This is a genomic window from Psychrobacter celer, assembly GCF_016107555.1.
Lineage (GTDB): Bacteria > Pseudomonadota > Gammaproteobacteria > Pseudomonadales > Moraxellaceae > Psychrobacter > Psychrobacter celer.
In genome coordinates this window covers 1-24881 of sequence record NZ_JABASU010000025.1, presented here as the reverse complement: position 1 = coordinate 24881, position 24881 = coordinate 1, and the positions used below count along the sequence as shown (strand labels likewise).

The following is a 24881-nucleotide window of genomic DNA, read 5'->3' as shown; positions in this document are numbered from 1 at the left end:
GTTCATCGCCTGTTAGGCTTACAGTGTAACAAATGCGCCTTGTGCTTGCCCATTATCCTAGCGTGTCATTATGTGCATAAAAAGTGTGCGTAAAAAACAACTCAGTAGCTGATTATCACGACACGCTTGCACTACTGTGTTGGCTGACGGTATTGATCAGAGCCAACGTTTGTGCAAGTGGCAAGCCGACGACATTGGTATAGCTACCGTTGATACGGCTCACCCAAGCAGCGCCTAACCCCTGAATGCCATAACCTCCTGCTTTGTCTTGAGGCTCGCCGCTGTCCCAATACTCACTCATCATCTGCGCCGTTAAGGGGATAAAGGTCACCGCCGTGCGCTCCGTGAGCTGCTGCTGAGAAACGACCTGCCATGCAGGCTGCTTGAGTGCATGGGCGGCTGTTGCATGCGCAGCGGCGTTATCGCAAGGCACCAGATGAGCAGAGCGGGCGATAAGGGTCACTTGCACCGCTGTCCATACTTCATGCGCCGTATCAGACATCTGCTGCCACATCTCATACGCCTGCTCACGGCTTGTAGGCTTGACCAGCACCGTTTTGCCGTCTGCTAGGACACCGATGGTATCGGCTGTTAACACCAGACGCGGCTCAACGTCTTTATCCACATTCTCTTCCCTACTGTTAGCATTTAGCTGCTGTACCGCGGCGGCGGCTTTGGTCGCGACCATGCGCTCGATATAGTCTTTGGGGGATTCATTGGCATGCGGGGTTTCGTCGATATCGACACTCATGACCGTAAAGTCCAGCTGCGCTCTAGACAACAGCTCACGACGACGCGGCGAGCCGGACGCTAAAATAATATCCATTATTCATCTCTTATTATATAAATTTGTCTGATTGTATAAACTTGTGGGCTGACAACGCTTGCAGATAAGGTCATAAATACGGTCATGTTGATTTGTTTTAACATTTCATGAGGGCATATTTTGCTAGCAGCACGCACAGTGAGCACGCTTGTCTTATAGGGTGATCGACTCGCTCATGGATGCATCAGTATCAACGTATCAACGCGCAAACTTACGTAGCACCAAAAGCACCAAAGGCCAGCTAAGAATACTCATGACTAATGACAAAGCGGACTGAACGACAAACACATTTTGGATAAACATTTGCAATATCCACAGCGTCAACTGAAAGATCAGCAAACTAAAACTGGCAAGTAGCCACGCGCTCCATGTATTTAATTGTCTGACATAAATACTGGTGACTTTGATAACAAAAGCGACCAGCACAGCAGCAAAGGCTTGCTGACCTAAATGGGTATCCATCAACAAATCGGCAATGATACCCACCGTAAAGGCGGTAAAGATACCGACATAGCGCGGCTGAAACAACAGCCAAAAAATCAGCACCATAATCATGACCATGGGTCGCAAGGTGGCCATACTGGGGCTTAATGGATAGACATTGAGGGATGAGGCCACGACGATACTGACAATAATGACAGCAATCAGCAGTACTGTTTCATTCTCAGAATCAGGATACGACATGAGCACTTACCTTAATGAGAAACGATGAGATACCTTCTTAGGCTTAGGCGATAGCTAATTGATGACGGTATTGTTTTTATTGATCAGCTTGTCTTGCAATATCAGTACATAGGCATTGTCAATAAAATTGGCAGTGGGTGTGACCTCGATGCTTCTAAAGTTATCCGCCTGCGTGTCCTCGATCTGAGCGATACGGCCAACGCGATACCCTGCTGGGATACGGCCACCCAAACCTGATGACACTAGCTCATCCCCCACCCGCACATCTGAGGTTTTAAACACATAATCCAAGCTCAAAGACGTCGGGATGCCTTTGCCTGTCACGATGGCACGCTGACCGGTACGTTTGACCGTCACTGCCACAGACTGCTGCTCATCGGTGATTAGTAGCAATCGGCTGGTGTTGGGATAGACATTGATGATTTGCCCCAAAATACCATCTTCGTCGATGACCGTCTGACCCACCTGTACGCCATCTTGCGCGCCTTTATTGATGACCACAATTTGCCTGAGCAAGTTGGTGTCGGTACCAATCACTTGCGCCAAATTAAGATCAAACTGCTCAGGCTTGGTGGTCGACAAAATGCCTTGCAAGCGAGCGTTTTGTGCCAAAATATAGTCTTGCTGCTGCAGCTTGGCCTGCGCGTGGATCAGCTGTGATTTTAGCTGCATGTTTTCGCGGCGCAAGGCTTCTTTGGACTGCAAACTACCACTAGCCCAGTGCTGAGCATAACTCGGCAACAGTGACAGCTGATAGATGGGCTGCATGGCGGCATGGCTGGTATTACGGACAGGGTTAAACCACTCTGCGTTTTTGCTATCAAACCACATCAGTATCGAAGCGACTATCAATACAATGGCAGTCTTACGAAGTGATAACGGCTGACGGGCAAAAATACTTGGAATCATAAGAGGTCTAATTAGCAATTTTAAAATAAGCAAGGATATGAACTTGCTTTTCATGGCTTGAGCGTACTTTGTACTTATTACTGAGATGACAGGCCGCGCATCTGGCCACCTTACTTTCACCTTTTTTCACTTCACTATAAAGCTATACACTTATTAGGGTCTTTTGAACATGATGGATACTGCCACGCGCTCTACCGCCCTCATCAGCGCACGACTAGTACCACCGCAGCCATGCGCCTGCTAAAGCTGTTTAGACAAAAATCATGTTTAGGCTTTTGTTATTGATAAAATCAAGCGCAATACCACCGCCGCGGCTCACGCAGGTCAATGGGTCTTCGGCGACTGTCACTGGTAGACCGGTCTCTTTGGAGATAAGCTTGTCTAAATCACGTAATAGCGCACCGCCCCCTGTCAAGACAATACCGCGCTCAGCGATGTCTGATGATAGCTCAGGTGGCGTTTGCTCGAGTGCTGCTTTGACCGCACTGACGATACCGCTTAATGGATCGCTAAGAGCTTTTTGTACTTCTTCTGAATTGACGGTAAAGGTCTTTGGCACACCCTCTGCCATGCTACGACCACGTACTTCTACCTCTAGCTGGCTGTCTTCGTTCAGTGCCGAGCCCACTTCTTGTTTGATACGCTCAGCCGTCGTCTCACCGATGACGCAGCCATGGGTACGGCGTACGTGGGTGATAATGGCCTCATCAAACATATCGCCGCCGATACGAATCGACTCGGCATAGACGCAGCCTGATAATGCAATCACGGCAATCTCAGTGGTGCCGCCACCGATATCCACCACCATCGAACCGCTGGCTTCATGGACAGGCATGCCAGCACCGATTGCTGCTGCCATTGGCTCCTCAAGCAGCAATACTTTATTGGCGCCCGCTGATGACACCGCCTCACGTATCGCTTTACGCTCTACCAAAGTAGACTTGCATGGCACACATACCACCACATTTGGCTCCGCCATAAAACGCTTGGCTTTTACCTTAGTGATAAAGTGCTTTAGCATTTTTTGGGTCACCTCAAAGTCTGCAATCACCCCGTCTTTTAGTGGACGAATGGCGGTGATGTTGGCAGGTGTACGACCTAGCATCTGCTTGGCATCGATACCAACAGCGGCGACGGTAGGGTTTTGAGTACGATTACTTCGTAGCGCGACCACCGTAGGCTCGTCAAGAACGACGCCTTTATTAGGAATAAAAATGAGGGTGTTCGCAGTACCGAGGTCGATAGCGATATTATTTGATAAAAATCCAAACAGGTTCATGACTAATATTTCCAGCGTATTACAAATGAGGCGAATGAGGCGAATGAGAGTGACTGAGGCGTTTCTCGGCAGTGTTGAGCAGGTCGTCGATAGACATTACCTGTGGCGAAAATTGAACCTCGCAACAAGTCAAACCTAAGCAATAATAATGAAATGAAAAAACTGAGGCAAATTATACCGATTTGGCTCAAAAAAAACACAGATATTTGCGTCAGTAAGTCAGGATTTTGGTCCTAAATGCTAAAAGTTGTTACAAAGTTTGAAATCGTCAGCAAGACCATTTGACTTCATGAAAGACCATTTAATTCAATAACTAACAAGGCGCTACAGACAGATGATGATTTTGCTCAATAGCAGGTGCATACTGTAACGTATTTCAGCGAACAATGGGTGAGCATTTAAAAATGAAACACTAACTATACGGTCAGTTTTGTAAATCATTTTAACTTGGTTGATATTATGCATCAATCAAATGCTGTGCTCTGTAAACTTAGGCCAGATGCTTTATAATAAGCCAACTCAAGATACAATCTTATTTAGCAATCCTCTTATTTTTAGTGGTCACGTCTTGACACCACCCAAATTGACACTAACTAAAACTGCCCTTCATTGGAGAAACTATGTCACAGCAACCAGCAACGTCTGACAACAACGTCAGCCGTGAAGAAATCTTAGAAGTTGCCAACCTTGCCCGTTTGGGCGTGGATGACAGCACGGCGAGCAGCTATGCGGACGACATCAGCAAAGTGTTAAAACTGATGCACACGCTAAGCAATGTCGACACCGCAGGCATAAAACCCTTATCAAACATCCATGAAGCCTGCCAAGAGCTGCGTGCTGACGTCGCCAAACATGATATCGATCGCACGCGCAATCAATCGGTCGCACCAGCAGTCGAAGACGGCCTATATCTGGTGCCACAAGTGATTGAATAACGACTTGCATGACTTTATTGGCTTTATCTTATTTTATGCTATTAACACTTTGACGGACGACACCCTATGTCTGAGATTCATCTATTAAGTACCGAGCAGCTGATTACAGGCTTGCAAGAAAAACAGTTTAGCAGCGCAGAATTAACCGAACACTATATCAAACGTATCGACGCCCTAGACACTAAGATCAACAGCTTTATCACCCACACCGCTGAAACGGCGCGCGCGCAAGCGAAAGCTGCGGACGAGATGCGCGCCCAAGGCGATAAACGCCGCCTTCTTGGCGTGCCCATGGCGCATAAAGACATTTTTTGTACCCAAGGCGTGCTGACCACTTGTGGCTCAAAGATGCTACACAATTTTGTCTCGCCTTATGATGCCACCATCGTGACCAATATCGAAAAAGCGGGCATGATCAGCCTAGGTAAGCTCAATATGGATGAGTTTGCAATGGGCTCGGACAACAGCAGCTCTTACTATGGCACAGTACAAAACCCATGGAATTTGGAACGCGTCCCTGGTGGCTCATCTGGTGGTAGTGCAGCCGCTGTCGCCGCCGGTTTTGTGCCTGTGGCTACCGGTAGTGATACGGGCGGCTCGATTCGTCAGCCCGCTTCGTTTTGTGGCCTCACCGGCATCAAGCCCACTTATGGCCGTGTGTCACGCTTTGGCATGATTGCCTATGCCTCAAGTCTCGACCAAGCCGGCAGCATGGGCAAAAGCGCCAAAGACTGTGCCTATCTGCTGCAGCCGATGATCGGTCATGATCCGCACGATGCCACCTCCATCAAGCACGACATGCCAGATTATGTACAAGACATCCATGATGCAGAGGCCGCTGCAGGCGACAAACCCTTTGCAGGACTACGTATCGGCGTCGCCAAAGAATACTTTAGCAAAGGCCTCGACCGCGAAGTCGAACAAGCCGCCCGTGCCGCACTCAAAAAATACGAAGAGCTGGGAGCGACCATCGTCGAGGTCAATATCACCGATCCTGATATCACGCTGGCCACTTACTATATGCTCGCCCCTGCCGAAGCGTCTTCCAACCTATCACGCTTTGATGGCGTGCGCTTTGGCTATCGCTGTGAAGCCCCAAAAGATCTGATTGACCTATACACGCGCTCACGCTCTGAAGGCTTTGGCCCTGAAGTACAGCGCCGTATCCTCACTGGTACTTATGCGCTATCGGCAGGCTATTTCGATGCTTACTACACCAAAGCGCAAAAAGTGCGCCGCTTAATTGTCAAAGACTTTGATGATGCTTTTGCCAATTGTGATGTCATCGCTAGTCCCACCGCGCCGACCGCAGCTTATAAGCTGGCAGAAGACCTCGACCCTGCGACCATGTACCTAGGCGACGTGTATACCATCGCAGTCAACCTAGCGGGTCTACCTGCACTCAGTCAGCCCGTTGGTTTGACCTCAGACGGTCTGCCGATCGGTTTACAGTTAATTGGTAAGCACTGGCAAGAAAGTCAGCTGCTAACGACCGCTCATCTGTTCCAGCAGCATACCGATCATCATCTACAACACTCACTCGTCGCAAAGGAGACGGTATAATGAACACAGCTACTACGACTGAGAATACCGCTCATAACGACAGCGTTCGTCCCGAATTGTTTGTTGATGGTTACGAAGTGGTCATCGGCATTGAGATTCACTGCCAGCTAAACACTGACAGTAAAATTTTCTCTAGCGCCCCAACTGACTTCGGCCACGAGCCAAACAGCCAAGCCAACATCGTCGATTTAGGCTTACCTGGCGTGCTACCGGTACTCAACGCTGGCGTGGTCGAGCGCGCACTGAAGTTCGGTATGGGCGTCAATGCCGAGCTGGGTCTTTTTAACACCTTTGATCGCAAAAACTACTTTTATCCTGATTTGCCCAAAGGCTATCAAATCACCCAAATGGCCAACCCTATCGTGGGTACCGGCTATATCGATGTGGTGGTCAATGAAGGCGAAAAAAACGAATACCCAAAACGGATGGGTATCACCCGCGCGCACCTAGAAGAAGACGCGGGTAAATCAGTCCACGATGCCGTCGATGGCATGACGGGTGTCGATCTCAACCGTGCGGGTACGCCGCTCATCGAAATCGTCTCTGAGCCTGACATGCGCTCAGCGGATGAAGCGCTGGCTTATATCAAGGCCATTCATCAGCTGGTCACTTGGCTGGGTATCTCGGATGCGGTCATGGCAGAAGGCTCATTCCGCTGTGACTGTAACGTCTCTGTGCGCAAACCTGGCAGCGAGCTCGGTACCCGTACTGAGCTCAAAAACCTAAACTCGTTCCGTTTTATCGAGCGCGCCATCAACCGCGAAATTGAACGTCAAATCGACATCATCGAAGACGGCGGCAAAGTCGTGCAAGCAACGATGCTCTATGATCCTGAGCGCGATGAAACCCGCACCATGCGCACCAAAGAAGACGCCAACGATTATCGTTATTTCCCTGACCCTGACTTACTGCCTGTCCGTATCGAGCAGCATACGATTGACAGCATTCGTGCTGCCATGCCTGAGCTGCCTGTGGCTCGCCGCGAGCGCTTTGAGGTAGCGCTTGGTCTGTCAGAATATGATGCGCGCATATTGACAGGCAGCCGTCAGCTTGCTGATTATTTCGAAGCTGTGGTGGCAGAAGTCGGCCAGCAAGATGCCAAAATGGCAGCCAACTGGGTGATGGGCGACTTGCTCGGCGCCCTCAACAAAGACGATAAAGACATCACCCACTCCCCTATCAGCGCCAAACAATTGGCTGGTATGCTGGCTCGTATCAAAGACGATACGCTATCTGGCAAATTGGCCAAAAAAGTCTTTAGTGCCTTATATGAGCGCGAAGGCGGCGACGGCGATGATGCGGCAGATAAAATCATCGAAGAAAAGGGCCTAAAACAAGAAACGGACACTGGCGCTATCAAAGCCATGGTCGAAGAGGTCATCGCCAACAACCAAACGATGGTAGATGAGTATAAAGGCGGTAAGCAAAAAGCCTTTAATGGTCTGGTCGGGCAAGTGATGAAAGCCAGCCGCGGTAGCGCCAACCCGCAGCAAGTCAACCAAATTTTAAAAGAGCTGCTGGGATAGCCCTGCTAATATGGCGCTCATACTGGCTATGGATATGTCAAATTTTGGGGCAAATGGGTAGCAAGATAAATAGCCCTTGCAATATGCCTAATTTTGCGTAAAATAGTCAGTCATTCGGGGCGTAGCGCAGTCTGGTAGCGCACCACACTGGGGGTGTGGTGGTCGCAGGTTCAAATCCTGCCGTTCCGACCAAACATCGTAGTTAAAGAAAAAGTCAACCATTGCTATCAATGGTTGGCTTTTTTATAGTTAATAACTTCTTACTAAATACTACAAAGATGCCTTCGTAATTGCGCTCAGCGCTTCATTGATGACAAACACTTTAGACTTGTGCCTGTAAACCCAAACGACTCTAAGCGCTCGGTATGCTTGGCCAAATACCGATTAGCGTCATCTAAGTTATCAAACACATAAATACCACCCGCTTCTTGCGTGTCTTTATTTTCTGTCCATAGTTTATAGACCAGACCGCTCTCGTTTGCGATATCAGCGGCCAGCTCTTTCATCGCGGCAAAGAACTAGTGACCAAAAGGCCCACTATAGGGAAAGTCGATTTGTAATAGGTATTTCATGGCGTATTCCTCATCATATAAGATGGGTAAATGGCCGCCCATTAGCGGCCAGGCAGTTGCAGTTTTAGCATAATATAATACGTCATCGATTGACTATAGACTTTTGGTACATGAGCCGCTAGGGTAAACGTACACTGTAATGATGGTTTATCCTATGATCGAGCCGACGGCTCATGGCCCGTTTACTTATCTACATACCGCACCGTGGGAAGCCTATCGGCGCCCTTATGTGCGCGATTTGGCTTATGTGCTGGCCTGCCCCACTGTCTTAACAAAGTGGTTGGACGTTGCGCCGCATCAGAACACACATACCGTGTCGGTCCATAGCGCGCACTTTTGGCAGCAGCAGTTTGCAGCCTATCAGACGCGCTTAGAGGAACTCGATACCACCAATGCGTATCAGGCGCTGACGCGATATCTACTGGCACGTCCCAGTCCCAATCGCTTAGGTTTTCACTTTGAGGGATTGTTATCATTTTGGCTAGAAGATGGCTTTGTGCGCAAATTACATCCGTACGAGACGCTTGCTAACAATGTGCAGTTGTATAACGGCAAACAGACAACGGGCGAGCTGGATCTGATTTTATACAATCATCAGGACAATCTGACCGAACACTGGGAGCTGGCGATCAAGTTTTTTATGGGGGCACCGCCGTTTGAGCCTGCAAACTGGGTCGGTATCAATTCCAATGATAACTTACAGCGCAAAATGACCCACATGCAGACCAAGCAGTTCCGCGCTGTGTGGGTCGATACCGCTGATCACGGGCAAGTAAAAATCGACAAACGCTACGGTATTATCAAAGGCCGCTTTTTTTTGCCGCTCAATATCTATGGCTTTAATAAACCAGATTGGCTAACGCCCAGCTTTCCGCTGCATGAATGGTGTGATATAAACGATGAAACTACTCTTGCTCATCTCGATAAAAACTCGCTACGCCAAGCCCACTATATTGAGTGGTTCACCAAGCGCGACTTTTATGACGAGCATCAGTCGTTATCTGGTCTGCCACTAGGGTCAACGGGACAGCCACCTAAAACAGGGTTATACTTCATAGAAGAGCGCCCATTGGTGATTTACCCTTATGTGAGCGCTAGTAGCTAAGCTGATTTATTCTACCAAGCATAACGCCCGTATAAGCTAATTTCACTACGCTTGGCCTTCTGTGAATCCAAATCATCGGTGAGCACTTTTATACCGCCATAACGACTATCTAATGCCAGTCCAAGCGCCTGCGTCTGCGGCTCAACCAATGCGGTAAGCATAAAAGGATAGCGATAATTATTGAGCAGATAACCTGCGGATAGTTGATATAAGTCTTGCACCTCATTGACTTGACCTTGCAAGCCTAATTGCCATTGATCATCGAGTTGGTGCATAAGACTGCCCTCAACCCGCCATGGCAGCGTCTGCGTGATATCCTTGGTCTCAAGCTGACCTTCTAGACTATATAATGGTCGACCATCAACGTCATAGTCAAGTGCATAACGAGTGCTTGGCATATCCTTCCAGCGCATACGCCCAAGGACATCATAACCGCGAATATTAAGCCAAGTCTTATCTGAGAACTTACCTGTTAAGTTTAAATCAATGGAGTAGCCATAACCCGACGGCTGAGCAGGATTCCAGCCTAGATTCTCCTCCCCTAGCGCCGGCTTGTCATAATAATAATCCAGATAAGCATCTGCTTTATCAATAGTATCTCTAATATTGTTAAGCTCACTATCTGCTAAAATCCGGTTGCTTAGATTACCCGTGACCTTACCGTCTAAAGCATGTAACCCCTGCCAGAGATTAGCTTTCGCAGTTACTTGCCAATCAGCAGCTATAGACTGAGTAAACCCAATATTGGCGCCAAATCTTTCGTTATGCTTAGCTTTTAAAAATAACGAATACGATTTACTCTGTGTAGGATTTTGCTTGTTTTCATACTGCCAATAGACCTCTGCGGTCTCCTCGCTAAATTCCATAAGGTAATCATAGCGCCAAGCTAACCCATAGCTAATGACGCTATGTGCAGGTTGTACCGTTAGCGCCAGTCGTCCTTGTACGTAAGCATGCTCGCCTGACTCCAAAGGCGCATCCCAGTCATCGATAAAAGCGGTAATAGGCTGAGCGGGACTATCTGCGCTCGCCAACACCTCAAACTCTACTTTGGTCTTTTGCGTTGATATTTGATTAGCATAGAGATTGGTGGATAGAGAAGTTGCCGCTTTACTCTCAAGTAAACTAGACTCCTGCGCAGTAGCAGCTATCGATAAGCTCGATCCTAAGCCTATCAATGCTATAGAAGTAATTGCGTTCTCAGATCGATAACGTATTAATGGTTGCCAAGTTGCACGTAAAGCTACAAATAGTCTTGAGGAGATCATGGACATTCCATAGGTAACAAGCGATAGATTTTAGAAAGCAAAAAAAGAGACAGGCCTTACTGTCTCTTTTAAATCTTACTGTCTTTTTAACATCTTTAATAGTTAAATAGATCTCAAAACCCTTAAAGAGTCATGTTTAATCTATATTGTTATAAAACAATTAAGCTGTTATCGCTAAATTTGGCCGTGATTTTACCATCATTATCCATCAGATCGCCAAAGTCTTTACCATTGACGATGATATCGCCAAGCTTACCATTATTATCGGTGATAAAGTCGTTATCCTCATCGACATTTAGAGTGATAGAAGCATTATTTTGTTTGATGACAAACTGGCTGCTTACTACGCCATAGTCGTCGTTCAAATTAGATTCGCCCGTTACATATAGAGTCTTGCTATCCACGCTGGCAGTTAAGCCTTTAAGCTCAATAGTATTGCGAGCCGTACGCTCAAGCTGAGCTTGGAAGTCAAGTGGAATGGTCAATTGAGCGTTTTTGCTGACATCGCCTTTGATAGCGAGTAGCACCTCCATGCCTACAAAACTGCCAGCGCCCTCTACAATATTACCCGTGTTATCTACAGTGATAAACTTCTTGATATCATCGGCGTTAGCAAGAGCATTCAGGGTAAGCGTTACGTTAGTTGCCGGTTTTTGCTTAATCATTTGACCAGTCAGATCAATCTTATAAGGTATAGTGCGTACCGCTAGGGTGCCATTGGCAAGCTCTTTGCTAATATCCATGATTTCGATGGCAAAGTTTCTCGCTTCGATAACGCTATCATTGGCTTCTAATCTTAGCTTAGCTAAAGTAATCACGCCTTTTTCGAGGGTGACACCCGCCGCATTGGCTTCAGCAAAATCAAACTCATCATTGAAAGTGACTTTTTCGCTAAACTGGCCATTGACAGACGCGCCTTTGGTTGTTGAACTTAATAGTACCGCTTCTTTGCCAGTACCAATCTTAATACTCTTAAAACCAATACTACCTTTGAAGTTATCAGTGCTCGTGTTTGAGCTCAAAGCATTTTGATAACCATCGAAACTTAGGTCAAAAGTATCATCAACCGTAACTATTTCTTCAAACTGACCCGTTTGCGAGTTGTAATCATACTCATAATCTTCAATCTCTACCTCAGTGGTTCCCGTTAAAGCAAACTGACCATCGCTATTCAAAGTCGCTAAGAAATCTGCTGCTGGTAATAGAGCGATATTACCTAAAGCAACCGCAAACGCTTCATCATTAGCTAATGCTATGATATTTGCTGCGGTTAGTTTTGAGAGATTGTTTTCTTGCATATAATAAAAAAGATCATTTGGTACATCTAAAGCATAGCCAAGTCGATCGTCTTGTTGGTCTGTAATAATAGCGCTAGCACCCTCATAGGCTTGAGTAACTGCTTGATTATCACTAACAAAAAGCTTAGCAGTACGTATCATCTCTTTGGCTTGCTCAAGATCAGACAAACTATTATCAACAGGTGGCTGACTCGGAATTCCGGGCGTGCCTGAGCCGTTATTAGTAGAAGTGTTACTATCATTGTCATCGCCGCAAGCGCTGAGTGCTAGAGTAGTGGCTAAGGCTAGTACCGAAAGTTTAAAAAATTTCATTGCAACATCCTTTACGTCAGACGCCTTTATAAGAGACTATTCTGTTTCAGATTATTTTATATTCCGCACCACAAGTGATAATGAAAAACTTTTATAGAAACGGAACAAAGAAACTAAAGTTTGCTTTTGTTAACAGGATATTACAACTAACTATGATATTAGTCTACAAGTTTTTAAGAATATATAATTCTTTTCATAATACTCATTACCCTACTTCACTTTGATAGTCAGTCACTCATACTCAATAGTTAATACTGAATGAGCCTTGTCTCAATAGTTCTCAATCACCTGCATCAGCTCATATCTGAGCATATCCGCGCTTGGCATACGCTCAGCGTGAAAGCGCACGATAGGAATACCTGCGCTAGCAAGGGCTTTGTTCTTTTTGTCATCGGCTTTTTGGCGTGATTTGCTGCTATGTGTCCAATCATCAAGCTCGATAGCCATTAAGGTGGTCTGCGCGTCGATATCGACGATGACATAATCGACACTCTGACGACAAATGCGGTTAAACCAAAAGCTACGCTCGGAGGTCTCATCGCTATTGGCTTCAATGATTCGCGACAGCTGCACCTGCACAAATATGTGATACTCGGGCAAGGCATTTTTTAATTTTTTAAAAAAAATCACCTCAGTATCAGTCATGATAGGCATCGGTGCAAATGGCCAAATGGTCAACTCATCACCGCGCACAGGCTTTGGCTCAGGCTCGGTGCTTTGACGCTTTGAGGATAGTTTTGGTAACGTAATTAGCCCTAAAAACCCAACGGCCAATATTAAAAATACAACGCCAAACGACATGGTTTTACCTTATAAAATAAACAAGTGATTACCCAAGTTCCAGCTGCGACGGTTCACAAGCACAGCTGGGTATTTGAATAATCACGGCAGGTCAACCTTTTTAGGCTGACAGGTGATACAAAAACAGAATAAATGCGCAGCATGGTAGCGAAACCTACCCAGCCGAGCAATCAATAAAACAAAAAACACGACATCTAGTGTCGTGTTTTCTCATACCATAGAAACAGCGAAGGCGTCTATACCCACTACCAGCACTCACTACCAATGGCGATACATTAGTCGCGGCTTAGCGCCAGTATAATACCCAAGCGCTGGTGGTGTTTACTTTAGGGTCGCTGTTGATCTTGTCTTTGAGCGCCAGCGCTGCCACTTTACCGCGCTCAGGACCGACGATGACGCGGACACCGCGACTGGTCGGACTGGTCTTTACTTGATACCCTGCTGCCTGAAACTTTTTGGCCAATTCATCTGCTTTGGCCTGATCATTGGCAAGTGCGACTTGCACCCCAAAGCTTCCTTTGGCATCGGTTTCCTTGACCTGTTGGCGGGCATCACGCAGTTTTTGCTGCGCATCACGTTTGGCCTCTGCTGACTTTTTTGCCAATGCTTCTTCTTTTTTGCGCTTCGCTTCACGCGCTTTTTCGGCTGCCGCTGCTTCTCGCTCTAGACGCTGTACTTGTTTGCGTGAGGGAATAGTCAGTGTCTGACCCAGCTGCAGTGAGGTCGAGGGTGACATATTATTTGCCTGAGCCAGCGCTTCCACCGGTACGTTATACTGCCTGGCAAGTTTAATCAGGCCGTCGCCTCGTTTGACTTCATAGTCAGTAGGGGATTTGGGCGGCTCTTTTTTGGCGGCTTCGGCAGCTTTTTCAGCCGCTTGCTTTTTTGCAGCGGTCTTCTCGGCAGCCTGACGCTCAGCTTCTGCTTGACGTTTGGCTTCTGCTTGTTGCTTTGCTTGTTCCGCTTGCTGTTGCCGCTGTGCCAATTCTTTGGCGGCTTGTTGCTCTTTGAGAGCGGCTTGACGTTTGGCTTCTTGCTGCTGGGCAGTTTTTAATTTTTCAGCTGCGGCGGCTTGCGCCGTATTGCTATCAGCGCTTTCAGAACTTTCCGTACCTTCAAGGCTTGCTGTCGCCGAAGCGGTATCGTCTTTTTTCTTAGCCGCGGCGCTGTCGCTATCGTCAGCAGCGGTAGTATTTGTTATATATTGCTGGCTTTCTGCGCGCGCTTTGGCCAGTGCTTCAGCTTCAGCGGCTTCTTGCTCAATCAAAAACTGCTGAGCACGTCTTTCTTGCTCTGCGACGCGAGCGGCGCGCTCTTTTTGTTTTTGTGCCAAGATGCGTTTTTCTGTTTCGATGTCTGTTGTCAATGGCGGCTGCGTGGTTTGCTCAGTGCTTGAGCTTTCGACCATCGCTAAGGTCGGCGCAGGCTGACTATTATCGCCGATTTGTTGCACCATAGCGTATAGCATCACGCTACCGCCGATAATCATCCCAATGCCCAATAAGGCTTGTCTCGAAAAGTTCATCCGTTTACGTCTCTTAGTTGGTAATAAGGTTGATTGAGCGGCGCAGCTATCGCTTTAAGACCTTGGCGGGCAAGGCTCTAAAAGTTTACCCATCCGTCAGTTTTTTGGCGTTATACGCTATATTTCAATCACTTTGATTATAAAGCATATTTTTCGCGCTGTCTGCTATCACACTTGTGCTAAGCGTAACACGAAAGCAAAGTCCTTTTATAGTTAGCTGAATGTAAAACTGTTATGGATTTAAACGCGCTACTGGTATAAATTTTACTTGCGTGCTGCGTTCCCAGAGGCTGCGTAAAATTCATCCCAGTAGCGCTATGACATTTTTACAGTGTATCGACTATAATTAATCACGGGTCGTCACTTCATCAATTATCACTGATCGGTGGTCAATGCCGCTAATGCCTCACCGATGGTATGAAACGAGCCACACACCACGATGAGATCCTGTGCGCTGCTCGCTTGCATCACCGCTTGCGTGGCATCTTTTAATCTGTCAAACTGATGTATCTGCGTCTGCTCGACATGGCGAGACAGGACGCTGTATAAATGCTCGGTACTCGCGGCACGTGGATAGTCAATCTCCGCGATAAACCACTCGCTGATTGGCAAGCCAGCTTGGCTTAAGCGCTGGACGACATGGTCGATATCTTTATCACCTAACATAGAAAACAGCATTTTGATGCTGGCAGGTTGGCTGCCGCTATGACTGTCTTTAGACTCGTGCTGCTCGGCGAGGTGCTGCTGCCAAAGCGGTACAAGCTGCGTCAATAAAAACTCGACACCTTGCTCATTGTGCGCCACATCAAATAGCCAATGACGCTGCTGGGTATGGCGGTAATCAAACCGTCCTGCCAGCTTGACTGTCTGCAGCGCCTGCTCAATGGCACTGATATCGATATCTAATGGACTGGCTAGCACAGCCGATAAGGCATTGGCAGTGTTCATAAGCGACAATGCTGGGCGTGGTAGTTGCATCGTGACAGCGGCATTACTATACTGCCATGTGGCTGAGTCGAGGCTTTGGTAAGCAAAGTCCTGCTCAACCTGATAGCAGCGCGCTTGATGCTGATCAATCGCCTGCTGCACGCTATCTGGCATCGTAGTCGCCCCATAAATCAGCGTGATATCCTCACGCAAGATACCTGCCTTTTCGCGTCCGATATCCTCGACATTGTCGCCCAACCAATCGATATGATCGATACCGATATTGGTAATCACCGCCATGTCAGGATCGATGATATTGACCACATCCAAGCGACCGCCCAGCCCCACTTCTAATACCCATACCGCGCAGTTTGCTTCGGCAAATATCAATAATGCAGCAAGTGTCGTCATCTCAAAGAACGACAATGTCAAATCGCACTGCAGCCGCGCTGCCTCCACCTTACTAAAGGCATTGATTAAGGTCTCATCGCTGACCATCTCGCCATCGATGCGCACCCGCTCATTAAAAACGCTTAAATGCGGTGATTGATACAACGCCGTTTTATACCCTGCCGCTTGGCACATTTGCGCAATCACTGCGGTCGTTGAGCCTTTACCATTGGTGCCCGCTACAGTAAATACATAAGCATCGTTTTTGGCGGACTGTACCAAGCCTAGCGCCTCAGCCACTGGCAACACGCGCGACAGCCCCATGTCAATCGCCGACACATGGATCTGCTGCATATAATTGAGCCATTCGGTCAAACTAGACTGGTTATCGGGCGTACTTGAGGTAGCAACTAAGGAGTCAGACATGAAGAAAACCTATCAAAAAATAATCAAATAAAAACTGAAGACAGTATATAACTACCCAGCCAAAAAGCAAAAACAGCATTTACCGTGATTGACGATAAATGCTATTTTTAAGAGCAGCTTTGTAGCTGTGCCTATGCGATAAACGCCATAACCGGTGCGGCGTTACGCATCCACATTGGTGACGTGACACAGTTTTGCCAGCAGACGATAAATGGTATCGATCAGCTGATGACGATGCACCACTTCATCCACCACCCCATGCTCTAGCAAAAACTCAGCGCGCTGAAACGGCTCTTCTAAGGTTTCGCGTACCGTCTGCTCGATCACGCGCTTGCCAGCAAAACCAATCATCGCTTTTGGCTCTGCCAAATGAATGTCTCCTAGCATCGCCAGCGAGGCTGTCACACCGCCATAGACGGGATTGGTCAACACCACAATATACGGTACGCCCGCTAATCGCAAGCGCTCAATCGCAGCGGCGGTGCGCGCCATTTGCATCAACGACAGCAAGCCTTCTTGCATACGCGCGCCGCCTGAGGCTGCAAAACAGACCAGTGGTATTTTTTCCTCAAGGGCTTTTTCAGCGGCTTGTACAAACCGATCACCGACCACCGATCCCATCGAGCCGCCCATAAAGCGAAAATCAAAGGCACAAGTGACAATGTCTAGATTGCGCAGCTTGCCATACATCACGATCAGCGCTTCAGACTCGCCTGTCTTGTCTTGTGCTTCGCTCATGCGCTGTGGATACGGCTTACTATCGACGAAGCTCAATGGATCTTTTGCATTGAACTCTTGCCCCATCTCGCCATCTACTTGATCGAGCAGCCAGTTTAGACGCTCACGGGCGCTCATCGGTAGATGATGGTCACAATGCGGGCACACATAACAGTTAAAAATCAGCGCGGTATTGGTAATCATCGAGTGGCAGTTGCTACACTTGGTCGATGGTTCAGTCTCAACCGCAGTCAATGGAGCGGTCAGTTGCTGCTTAATACCAGGTATTGGGCGATTAAACCACGATTGGCCAGCAGCATTGCCGTTTTTTTCGGCGCTGGGTTTGTCAGTTGCGGTTTTTTCGATATTGTTTGGAGTTGTCATATCAGCTTTGGTTATTGTATCAGTCATAGTATTCGCCATTATCAAAGGCTTACAGGCAAGTTGGCTCGTTTACTTGTCCCTAAGAGTCCATTTATAAAATCAATTTAATCGTCACAGCACTCGATGATATAAGCCATCAGCAGGTAAGCTCATGCGAGACGGTCACAACTTATATATGAGGTTAGTTTACACACGTAAACTAACTTTAGCAAAGCCATTTCGTGCTGTCTTTATAGACATTGTTATTATAAACCCTGTTATGATAAACCTTGTCATTCGTCCAGCGCGCCGTCGCCTCAGCTCATCACCCCTAGGGACACCTTGAACAACTCACCGCTTACCTATGATACCGTCCGTTAAACTGTCAAACTGTCTAAAGCACCACGCAGCTCGTCCATTTTTGCCATGATTTTTTGTTGAGCATTGGCCACTGCCGCCGCATCACTAGCATCGATATCGGCGAAGTTTTGTACCAGCGCACTACCAACGATAACCCCATCAGCATGCTGACCGATCGCTTTAGCAGAGGCCGCATCACGGATACCAAAACCCACGCAGACCGGCAAATCGGTCTCTGCTTTGATGGCTTGTACTTGAATGGCGACATCATCGGTATCTAGCGTCGCTGAGCCCGTCACGCCTTTGAGCGACACATAATAAATATAGCCACCGCAGTGGGTCAGCACTTGCTCACGGCGCTCAGGCAAAGTGGTGGGCGATAATAAGAAAATCTCATTCATCGCGTGCTCAGTTAAATGCTGAGTAAAGCTGCCCGCCTCCGCTGGCGGCAAATCCACCATCAAAATACCATCGACGCCTGCCTGCTCGCATAAGGTGACAAAATTATCATAACCGATGATCTCGACAGGGTTTAGGTAACCCATCAGGATAATTGGCGTTTGCGTGTCTTGTTTGCGAAACTCTGCCACCATATTTAGCGCATCACGCGTACTAGTACCTGCAGCTAATGCACGCTCACCCGCTAGCGATACGGTTGGCCCATCGGCCATGGGGTCAGAAAACGGCAAACCCACTTCGATCATATTCGCGCCATGCTTGACTAAGTCATGCAAGAGGCCGACAAAGTTATCAGGCGTTGGATCGCCTGCCATCACATAAGGAATTAGGGCTTTTTTGTTTTGTGATTTTAAAGTTTCAAAAGTGCTTTCAATACGGGTCATAGTGTTCTCTTTTTTTTAATTTTCTAATTTATTGAAATTTTCTTTCTTAAATTCGTTTGCTAAATTAGCAAGGTCTAGACTTGAATAGCGATGTTTAGAATATACTGGATAAGTAGAGTACACATAGTCGATAAAATCATTGTAATACATTTTATTTGTTTTATTTATGACAAAGTCTAAAACTAATTTTTCTTCTTGAGCTAAGACTACATCCTTATACGAACTGCATTTCACAAGAGTTTTAAAATTGCCATAAAAATTTTTCTGATATTCTATTTCAAAACAGCTGCTGTTCTCTGCTGTTTTCATAACGTCATCAACATACGGTCCATAATGGTTAAATATCCAATGGATGTCAGATATCTGCTTTTCGTTAATTAAACAATTAAACCAATCTGATAGGTACACAAGTTTAGTTAGCCTAGAGTTGGATAGCTCATGTTCATACGGATAGTTTTGGCATAAGTACAACATCACTGCTTCTAGTTTATTCATATAGACCTCACATTTCCACTTTGCTACTTAATGCATTCATAACTTCTATTTCAGCAGCATTGACATTGTTATTATCTTTGAATAAGACGTGATAATAGTTTTGTCCATCGACTATGAGCCCTCTAATTTTCTCACTATAACTGTTCATTACAGTCGTTATATCATCTTCTTTGTTAACGAGAGACTCAGCTTCACTTTCAAAAAGTATAACACCTATTCTTTTCCCTCTATCTTCAATAGAAACACCTATATAATTACAGCTTTTCATAGTAAATCTATCAATAATCTCTTCAGAATAACCATAAGTTTTCTTAATATAATCCACATAACTATCTCTACTATCCTTATACACTGGACATGAGAGTTCTGTATGTTGACCATTTTCCCAAGCGAGGCTTAAAACCCCTTTATCTAGAGCAAATTTTTGAGTATGAATTTTCTCTAGCTTAGGATTTTGCGAGTATCTACCAAGTATATAAAACTCATCATTCTTTACAAAGTATATTGATACTCTCTCAGAGTTTTCCATACGAATTTCTACATCAATATTTTTCAACCAACTCCTAACTAACTTTTCATACAGAAGCCTCAAATCACCTTCTTTTTCTTTCAAACTAATAGTCAAATTTTCGTATTTTCGGTCTAGTTCATCGAATTTTTTTTGAATTTCATTCTTGGCATCCAATAGCTTTTTGGAGTCTTTATAACCTCCTATTATTCCGAAAATTAGAAATAAAGCTGAAGTTATAGTTAAAAACAAAAATAGCCAGAATGGTAAAGTATTGAAGCCGCTCTCTGAGAGTAACTTCAAGAAAAATCCTGAGAACAGTGTAGCAACAGAGGTTATCGCCAGATAACCTCCCTTATCTATTTTAGCTCCAATTTTACTGAATATTTCTCTATTGCTTGCGAAGCCTAAAAACGACCATATTTTACTCATTAATTATAACTCAATCCCTTCTGCCTTCATTACCGAATGCAAATCCTTATCACCGCGACCTGACATATTAACGATGATGCTTTGCTCAGGCGTCATGGTTTTAGCCAGCTTCAGCGCATAGGCGACCGCATGAGCAGATTCAAGCGCAGGGATAATCCCTTCTTTACGCGTCACTTCATGAAAGCCCTCTAGCGACTCTTTATCAGTACAGCCAACGTATTCAACACGCTTCATGTCTTTTAAGAAGCTATGCTCAGGACCGACGCCAGGGTAATCAAGACCCGCTGAGATAGAATGCGTCTCTTGGATTTGACCTTCATCGTCTGCCATTAGGTAGGTACGGTTACCATGCAGCACGCCGATGCGACCAGCGGCCAATGGCGCTGAATGGCGGCCAGTCTCTATACCATCACCCGTTGCTTCGACGCCATACATTTTAACGTCAGTATCGTTTAAGAAATCAAAAAACAGCCCAATCGCGTTGGAGCCACCACCAACACAGGCAACCAACGCATCAGGCAATTTGCCCGTTTTTTCTAAATGTTGAATACGGGCTTCTTTACCGATAATCGCTTGGAAATCACGTACCAGTAGCGGATAAGGATGCGGCCCTGCAACGGTGCCGATGATGTAATAAGTGGTGTCAACGTTGGTCACCCAGTCGCGCATCGCTTCGTTCATGGCGTCCTTGAGAGTGCGCGAGCCAGACGTCACTGGCACCACTGTCGCACCAAGCAGGCGCATACGATAGACGTTCATCTTTTGACGCTCGACGTCATCAGCGCCCATATAGACGATGCACTCTAAGCCTAGGCGCGCGGCAATTGTCGCTGTCGCCACGCCATGCTGTCCTGCGCCCGTTTCGGCGATGATGCGTTTTTTGCCGCACATCTTGGCAAGTAGTGCCTGCCCGATGGTATTATTGACCTTGTGTGCGCCTGTGTGATTGAGGTCTTCACGTTTAAAATAAATCTGCGCGCCGCCAATCTCATCACTCAGGCGTTTGGCATGATAAAGCGGGGTTGGGCGACCGACATAATTGACCAAATCATTGTGATATTCTTCCCAAAAAGCCGGATCAGCTTTGACTTTGGTGTATAAGGTTTCTAGCTCTTCTAATGCCGCCATCAGCGTTTCAGAAACAAAACGACCGCCATGGACACCAAAGTGTCCGCGTGCATCAGGGTATTGATTAAAGTCTTGCACATCTGCTGGATTAGTAAAGGTATTGATAGATTTTGCAGCATCAGATAGCGCTTTGTTTGAGGCATGACTCATGATAATTCCTACGATAAGTGGGGGCTTTTAATATAAAGATGAAGGAGATAAAGCGTCTAGGCTTGCCGCCATATCGTCATATAACTAGGCGACAAGCAAAAATTCGGAATAACGAGCAAATAACAATATATAGACATCACATAGATACCAATATAGCAATTATCTTAAAGCCCGTCAGTGACCGTCTCGTTTTGCCATCGGTCACGTTTGACTGCCTTCATAAAGGCGCGCATTTTTGCAGCGTCTTTTTTGCCTTTAGCAGATTCGATACCGCCGCTGACATCGACGCCATAGATAGGTAAATCAAGTGTGCCTGCGACATTATCAGCAGCGAGGCCGCCGGCTAAAACAATCGGTAAAGCGCTGCCCTGTGGTATCAAACTCCAATCAAAGCGCGCGCCCGTACCGCCGTATTTTTGCGGATGATAAGCATCGAGCAAGATACTACTGGCACCCGTCGCGGCAAAGCTATCGATACGCGCGCGCACGCTAGCTGCCGTGTCTTGCTCGGCATCGATACGTAGCGCCTTGATCCAGCGTTTATTGACCGCGCTTGCCAGCTGCTGGCACTGCTCAGGCGTTTCGTCGCCGTGGAATTGAATGATGTCAAAAGATACATGGTTTGCCAGCCCCAGCAGCTCATCGTGAGTCATATTGACCACCAGTGCCACGACACTGACAAACGCCGGTATAGCGGCACTCAATGCCTGCGCCTGTTTGGCCGTGACAGCACGCGGGCTTGGTGGGTAAAACACCAAACCAACCGCATCCACACCCAACTGCACAGCGCTCTGCACATCACTAAGCTGGGTAAACCCGCAAAACTTCACCTGCATTGTCTGACCTTAATTTGAAAGGCTTAAAAAATTTAATAGGTTCAATATCTACCATTGTACTGAGAGTCTGATGCTCCCAATCTCGTTGTATCCCTTTTATATCGACCTGACGCTATGATGCTGATTTGTTACTTATCTGCCAAACCCATTGCATCAAAAAACTTATCCTAGCATACTTTTATTCATAGTTTTGTTTATGATTGCGATTGATTGGTATAAGGATACTTGCATGTCTAAGACTGCGTCTGCTAATGGCGATAACGATGATAATACGGATATGAATATGCCGCATTATCTAATGTGGTTTCGCCGAGATTTACGACTGCATGACAATACAGCGCTGACGGCACTTTGCGAGCGCGCGCAGGCAGATCATGCGCGCGTCAGTGCGGTGTTTTTTTTGACGCCAGAGCAGTGGCATGCGCATGATACTTCCTTAGTACAGGTGGATCATATCGCCCGCACCTTGCCCATACTTGCCAACGCGCTACAAGCGCAGCTAAACATCACATTGACGGTACAACGTTGCCCCAGCTTTGCCGACTGTATCGACGCGCTCAGCACACTATGTCAGGACAATAATATCCGCTGTATCATGGCTAACCATGAGTACGAAGGCAATGAGATCGACCGTGATGAACAATTAGCAAAGCAGCTAGCAAAAGACAATATCGAGTTTGTACGCTGGCATGACCAATGTATCTTGCCACCACAAAGCATCACCACCAATGATGGCGATAGCATGTATCAAGTGTTTACCCCGTTTTATAAAAAATGGCGGCATACTTTGGATATCAGCAGCATACAAATGCATGAAGCCACCGCCATAAATAATAATAAAACCAAGCTAAAATTATCAAAAGACAGCGCCACCACACTACAAGACATCGAAGCATTGAGTAACAAGGTGGTCAGCACTTATCAAAACGCACGACAAAAGGCTGATTTATCGCAGCATCTCGATATGGATGCTCAATTAACAAAAGCCCGCGCCGCCTACCTTGCAGGCGAAACAGCTGCCTGTCAGCGTCTAAACGACTTTATTGCCGACGACATCGACGACTATGATATCAGCCGTGATACGCCTAGCCTCGAGGCCACCAGTCAGCTATCCGCCTACCTGACCATTGGCGTCATCAGTCCTAGATTATGCTATCTACAGGCAAGCCTAGCGCAAGAAAAACTACACGGCAATGATGGCGACAATGAAGACATCAATCGCTGGATAAGTGAGCTGGCATGGCGCGACTTTTATCGTCATGTGCTAGTGGACAAGCCTGCCCTTATCCGCCACAAGGCCTATAAAGAAGAGACAGATAAGAAGATTGATTGGTCGTATGACAAGGATGACCTTGAGGCATGGTGTACTGGCAAGACAGGCGTGCCACTCGTTGATGCGGCGATGCGCAGCCTAAATGCGACTGGCTTTATGCACAATCGCCTGCGTATGGTCACCGCGATGTTTTTGACCAAAGACTTGCTGATTGATTGGCGCTTAGGCGAGCGCTATTTTATGCAGCAGCTCATCGATGGCGACTTTGCCTCTAATAATGGCGGCTGGCAGTGGAGCGCCTCAACCGGTACAGACTCTGCGCCTTACTTTCGGATCATGAATCCCTTTAGCCAAGGCAAAACACATGACAAGGATGGCGTGTTTATTAAAACTTGGCTGCCTGAATTAAAAGATATTCCTGCCAGCATCTTGCATAGTGAGGACAAGATGCGTAAAGAGCTGGCAAAGGGCGGCAAGTTTGCTGATATCGACTACCCTGTGCCGATGGTTGAGCATAAAGCGGCTCGTCAGTTGGCCATTGCTGAGTTTAAAAAATCGTAATACAGTCGACTGACGTGCTACGAGGGCAACTGACACGCGCCCGCGCCTTGGGTGTTCACCGTCACCACCGCGCCCGTCATGGCAAATAACTGCTGCAGCTGCGTCTGAGCGTTTTGCAAGGCAATATTCATCACATCACCGCGGCAGGCACGCTCTAGCACTTCTTTTTTTGCCATGGTCTGTGCTTGCGCAAGTATCTTTGGATCGACCTGCATCAGCCCAAACGCGCCCGTCTGCCAGTCATAAATCTCAATATCATCCAGATATACTGAAAATATCTCTGACGGCGGTAAGGTGATATTGATTTGCGGCATCATGGCAGCGGTATTGACAGTTGTGGCCTGCGTGTCATTTTGGGCAGCTTTGCGCAGCACTTCACTGTCAGCCGCTGGATCGGGCTGGATGACTTGCACCATCTCAGGTGTCAGCGCACTCAAATCTATGCCCGCATCGACGCGCCCGCGAGCGATAAACAGCCCCTTTTGTTCATCTTGCCACAGCTTCATCCAGCTGCCTTGCCGCTCGCTGGTAATCACCGTATCGACATTAAAGGCGACTGTCTGTAAGCGGTTTAACTGCTGAATTTGCGTCACCAAGCCCTCACGGCTGATGGTTTCGATAGGCGCTTCTTCACTTGCCGGCTGCATACTATAGATAGCAAATGCCAGCGCGGCCAAACCAATCAGCAATATCAGCCACGACATAAAGGCAATGGGCTTTTTTGTTGGTGGATTTGGCGCTGGATATTTGTTGTCGCGCGCGTTATCCGCAGGCGCTTTATTATCGGGATGATTCATTGACACCACCTTCAGTATTATAGTCGATACACTCTAAAAATGTCATAGCGCTACTGGGATGCTATTTTTAAAC

Annotated in this window: 22 protein-coding genes and 1 tRNA gene; 6 read left to right on the top strand and 17 right to left on the bottom strand. The window is 46.9% G+C overall.

Features of this window, described 5'->3' with window-relative positions; all coding sequences use genetic code 11:
* Window positions 1-115: 115 nt before the first annotated feature.
* The 4 genes from JFC05_RS10655 to JFC05_RS10640 all read right to left on the bottom strand — a co-directional run bounded on the left by JFC05_RS10655 (window position 116) and on the right by JFC05_RS10640 (window position 3707).
* Window positions 116-826 (bottom strand): Maf family protein, encoded by a 711-nt coding sequence (locus JFC05_RS10655; RefSeq protein ID WP_198336871.1) that lies wholly within the window; start codon window positions 824-826, stop codon window positions 116-118.
* A gap of 198 nt (window positions 827-1024) precedes the next feature.
* Complete coding sequence (gene mreD / locus JFC05_RS10650) at window positions 1025-1510, bottom strand: rod shape-determining protein MreD (protein ID WP_198336870.1); 486 nt, start codon at window positions 1508-1510, stop codon at window positions 1025-1027.
* Window positions 1511-1564: 54 nt separating this feature from the next.
* Window positions 1565-2419, bottom strand: coding sequence for a rod shape-determining protein MreC (gene mreC, locus JFC05_RS10645; RefSeq protein ID WP_105244905.1), 855 nt, complete (start codon window positions 2417-2419; stop codon window positions 1565-1567).
* A 250-nt stretch (window positions 2420-2669) separates the two neighbouring features.
* Entirely contained in the window at window positions 2670-3707 is a 1038-nt protein-coding gene (locus tag JFC05_RS10640) for a rod shape-determining protein (RefSeq protein ID WP_075102264.1), read from the bottom strand.
* Window positions 3708-4318: 611 nt separating this feature from the next.
* On the opposite strand from JFC05_RS10640, the gene gatC reads away from it, so the two are divergent.
* The 4 genes from gatC (at window position 4319) to JFC05_RS10620 (ending at window position 7914) form a co-directional block, all read left to right on the top strand.
* The gene (gene gatC / locus JFC05_RS10635; protein ID WP_105244904.1) at window positions 4319-4633 is read left to right on the top strand and encodes an Asp-tRNA(Asn)/Glu-tRNA(Gln) amidotransferase subunit GatC; all 315 of its coding nucleotides are present in this window, start codon (window positions 4319-4321) and stop codon (window positions 4631-4633) included.
* A gap of 66 nt (window positions 4634-4699) precedes the next feature.
* Complete coding sequence (gene gatA, locus JFC05_RS10630) at window positions 4700-6196, top strand: Asp-tRNA(Asn)/Glu-tRNA(Gln) amidotransferase subunit GatA (RefSeq protein ID WP_198336869.1); 1497 nt, start codon at window positions 4700-4702, stop codon at window positions 6194-6196.
* Window positions 6196-7722 (top strand): Asp-tRNA(Asn)/Glu-tRNA(Gln) amidotransferase subunit GatB, encoded by a 1527-nt coding sequence (gatB, locus tag JFC05_RS10625; RefSeq protein ID WP_198336868.1) that lies wholly within the window; start codon window positions 6196-6198, stop codon window positions 7720-7722. Before gatA ends, gatB begins: the two co-directional genes overlap by 1 nt.
* 115 nt (window positions 7723-7837) lie before the next feature.
* Window positions 7838-7914 (top strand) — tRNA-Pro (locus JFC05_RS10620).
* 104 nt (window positions 7915-8018) lie between these two features.
* Here JFC05_RS10620 and JFC05_RS10615 read toward each other — a convergent pair.
* The gene (locus JFC05_RS10615; RefSeq protein ID WP_244658180.1) at window positions 8019-8228 is read right to left on the bottom strand and encodes a YdhR family protein; all 210 of its coding nucleotides are present in this window, start codon (window positions 8226-8228) and stop codon (window positions 8019-8021) included.
* 205 nt (window positions 8229-8433) lie between these two features.
* On the opposite strand from JFC05_RS10615, the gene JFC05_RS10610 reads away from it, so the two are divergent.
* Entirely contained in the window at window positions 8434-9399 is a 966-nt protein-coding gene (locus JFC05_RS10610; protein ID WP_227697531.1) for a DUF1853 family protein, read from the top strand.
* 11 nt (window positions 9400-9410) lie between these two features.
* Here the strand turns inward: JFC05_RS10610 and JFC05_RS10605 are convergent, their stop codons facing one another.
* From JFC05_RS10605 to JFC05_RS10555, 11 genes are all read right to left on the bottom strand, one after another.
* Entirely contained in the window at window positions 9411-10667 is a 1257-nt protein-coding gene (locus JFC05_RS10605; RefSeq protein WP_198336867.1) for a hypothetical protein, read from the bottom strand.
* 149 nt (window positions 10668-10816) lie between these two features.
* Window positions 10817-12277, bottom strand: a complete 1461-nt coding sequence (locus JFC05_RS10600) for a hypothetical protein (protein WP_198336866.1) — start codon at window positions 12275-12277, stop codon at window positions 10817-10819.
* A 270-nt stretch (window positions 12278-12547) separates the two neighbouring features.
* A complete protein-coding gene (locus tag JFC05_RS10595) occupies window positions 12548-13078 on the bottom strand; it encodes a DUF2726 domain-containing protein (protein ID WP_198336865.1) in 531 nt (176 codons plus the stop codon).
* A gap of 286 nt (window positions 13079-13364) precedes the next feature.
* Window positions 13365-14603, bottom strand: a complete 1239-nt coding sequence (locus tag JFC05_RS10590; RefSeq protein WP_198336864.1) for a LysM peptidoglycan-binding domain-containing protein — start codon at window positions 14601-14603, stop codon at window positions 13365-13367.
* Window positions 14604-14978: 375 nt separating this feature from the next.
* Window positions 14979-16346: a bifunctional tetrahydrofolate synthase/dihydrofolate synthase gene (gene folC, locus JFC05_RS10585; RefSeq protein ID WP_198336863.1), complete on the bottom strand. Its 1368-nt coding sequence runs from the start codon at window positions 16344-16346 to the stop codon at window positions 14979-14981.
* Between the two features lie 162 nt (window positions 16347-16508).
* Window positions 16509-17486 carry an acetyl-CoA carboxylase, carboxyltransferase subunit beta gene (gene accD / locus JFC05_RS10580; protein WP_198336862.1) on the bottom strand — a complete coding sequence of 326 codons (978 nt, stop codon included), beginning with the start codon at window positions 17484-17486 and terminating at the stop codon, window positions 16509-16511.
* A 317-nt stretch (window positions 17487-17803) separates the two neighbouring features.
* Window positions 17804-18628, bottom strand: a complete 825-nt coding sequence (gene trpA, locus JFC05_RS10575; RefSeq protein WP_198336861.1) for a tryptophan synthase subunit alpha — start codon at window positions 18626-18628, stop codon at window positions 17804-17806.
* Between the two features lie 15 nt (window positions 18629-18643).
* Window positions 18644-19123 carry a Panacea domain-containing protein gene (locus JFC05_RS10570; protein WP_198336860.1) on the bottom strand — a complete coding sequence of 160 codons (480 nt, stop codon included), beginning with the start codon at window positions 19121-19123 and terminating at the stop codon, window positions 18644-18646.
* Window positions 19124-19130: 7 nt separating this feature from the next.
* The gene (locus tag JFC05_RS10565) at window positions 19131-20063 is read right to left on the bottom strand and encodes a hypothetical protein (protein ID WP_198336859.1); all 933 of its coding nucleotides are present in this window, start codon (window positions 20061-20063) and stop codon (window positions 19131-19133) included.
* A gap of 3 nt (window positions 20064-20066) precedes the next feature.
* Window positions 20067-21341 (bottom strand): tryptophan synthase subunit beta, encoded by a 1275-nt coding sequence (trpB, locus tag JFC05_RS10560; protein ID WP_227697530.1) that lies wholly within the window; start codon window positions 21339-21341, stop codon window positions 20067-20069.
* Between the two features lie 164 nt (window positions 21342-21505).
* The gene (locus tag JFC05_RS10555; protein ID WP_198336858.1) at window positions 21506-22177 is read right to left on the bottom strand and encodes a phosphoribosylanthranilate isomerase; all 672 of its coding nucleotides are present in this window, start codon (window positions 22175-22177) and stop codon (window positions 21506-21508) included.
* 229 nt (window positions 22178-22406) lie between these two features.
* Here JFC05_RS10555 and JFC05_RS10550 point away from each other — a divergent pair, with 229 nt between their 5' ends.
* Window positions 22407-24011 carry a cryptochrome/photolyase family protein gene (locus JFC05_RS10550; RefSeq protein ID WP_198336857.1) on the top strand — a complete coding sequence of 535 codons (1605 nt, stop codon included), beginning with the start codon at window positions 22407-22409 and terminating at the stop codon, window positions 24009-24011.
* A gap of 17 nt (window positions 24012-24028) precedes the next feature.
* Here the strand turns inward: JFC05_RS10550 and JFC05_RS10545 are convergent, their stop codons facing one another.
* Window positions 24029-24808 (bottom strand): DUF4230 domain-containing protein, encoded by a 780-nt coding sequence (locus tag JFC05_RS10545; RefSeq protein WP_198336856.1) that lies wholly within the window; start codon window positions 24806-24808, stop codon window positions 24029-24031.
* Window positions 24809-24881 lie beyond the last annotated feature (73 nt).

Bases quoted from the DNA above. Each gene is read 5' to 3' on its own strand.
- JFC05_RS10550 (WP_198336857.1), top strand. From the start codon at position 22,407: ATGTCTAAGACTGCGTCTGCTAATGGCGATAACGATGATAATACGGAT.
- JFC05_RS10655 (WP_198336871.1), bottom strand. From the start codon at position 826: ATGGATATTATTTTAGCGTCCGGCTCGCCGCGTCGTCGTGAGCTGTTG.
- JFC05_RS10545 (WP_198336856.1), bottom strand. From the start codon at position 24,808: ATGAATCATCCCGATAATAAAGCGCCTGCGGATAACGCGCGCGACAAC.
- JFC05_RS10565 (WP_198336859.1), bottom strand. From the start codon at position 20,063: ATGAGTAAAATATGGTCGTTTTTAGGCTTCGCAAGCAATAGAGAAATA.
- JFC05_RS10555 (WP_198336858.1), bottom strand. From the start codon at position 22,177: ATGCAGGTGAAGTTTTGCGGGTTTACCCAGCTTAGTGATGTGCAGAGC.
- JFC05_RS10595 (WP_198336865.1), bottom strand. From the start codon at position 13,078: ATGTCGTTTGGCGTTGTATTTTTAATATTGGCCGTTGGGTTTTTAGGG.
- gatC (WP_105244904.1), top strand. From the start codon at position 4,319: ATGTCACAGCAACCAGCAACGTCTGACAACAACGTCAGCCGTGAAGAA.
- folC (WP_198336863.1), bottom strand. From the start codon at position 16,346: ATGTCTGACTCCTTAGTTGCTACCTCAAGTACGCCCGATAACCAGTCT.
- mreD (WP_198336870.1), bottom strand. From the start codon at position 1,510: ATGTCGTATCCTGATTCTGAGAATGAAACAGTACTGCTGATTGCTGTC.
- JFC05_RS10605 (WP_198336867.1), bottom strand. From the start codon at position 10,667: ATGATCTCCTCAAGACTATTTGTAGCTTTACGTGCAACTTGGCAACCA.
- JFC05_RS10570 (WP_198336860.1), bottom strand. From the start codon at position 19,123: ATGAATAAACTAGAAGCAGTGATGTTGTACTTATGCCAAAACTATCCG.
- JFC05_RS10610 (WP_227697531.1), top strand. From the start codon at position 8,434: ATGATGGTTTATCCTATGATCGAGCCGACGGCTCATGGCCCGTTTACT.
- gatB (WP_198336868.1), top strand. From the start codon at position 6,196: ATGAACACAGCTACTACGACTGAGAATACCGCTCATAACGACAGCGTT.
- accD (WP_198336862.1), bottom strand. From the start codon at position 17,486: ATGGCGAATACTATGACTGATACAATAACCAAAGCTGATATGACAACT.
- mreC (WP_105244905.1), bottom strand. From the start codon at position 2,419: ATGATTCCAAGTATTTTTGCCCGTCAGCCGTTATCACTTCGTAAGACT.
- trpA (WP_198336861.1), bottom strand. From the start codon at position 18,628: ATGACCCGTATTGAAAGCACTTTTGAAACTTTAAAATCACAAAACAAA.
- JFC05_RS10615 (WP_244658180.1), bottom strand. From the start codon at position 8,228: ATGAAAGAGCTGGCCGCTGATATCGCAAACGAGAGCGGTCTGGTCTAT.
- JFC05_RS10600 (WP_198336866.1), bottom strand. From the start codon at position 12,277: ATGAAATTTTTTAAACTTTCGGTACTAGCCTTAGCCACTACTCTAGCA.
- JFC05_RS10590 (WP_198336864.1), bottom strand. From the start codon at position 14,603: ATGAACTTTTCGAGACAAGCCTTATTGGGCATTGGGATGATTATCGGC.
- gatA (WP_198336869.1), top strand. From the start codon at position 4,700: ATGTCTGAGATTCATCTATTAAGTACCGAGCAGCTGATTACAGGCTTG.
- trpB (WP_227697530.1), bottom strand. From the start codon at position 21,341: ATGAGTCATGCCTCAAACAAAGCGCTATCTGATGCTGCAAAATCTATC.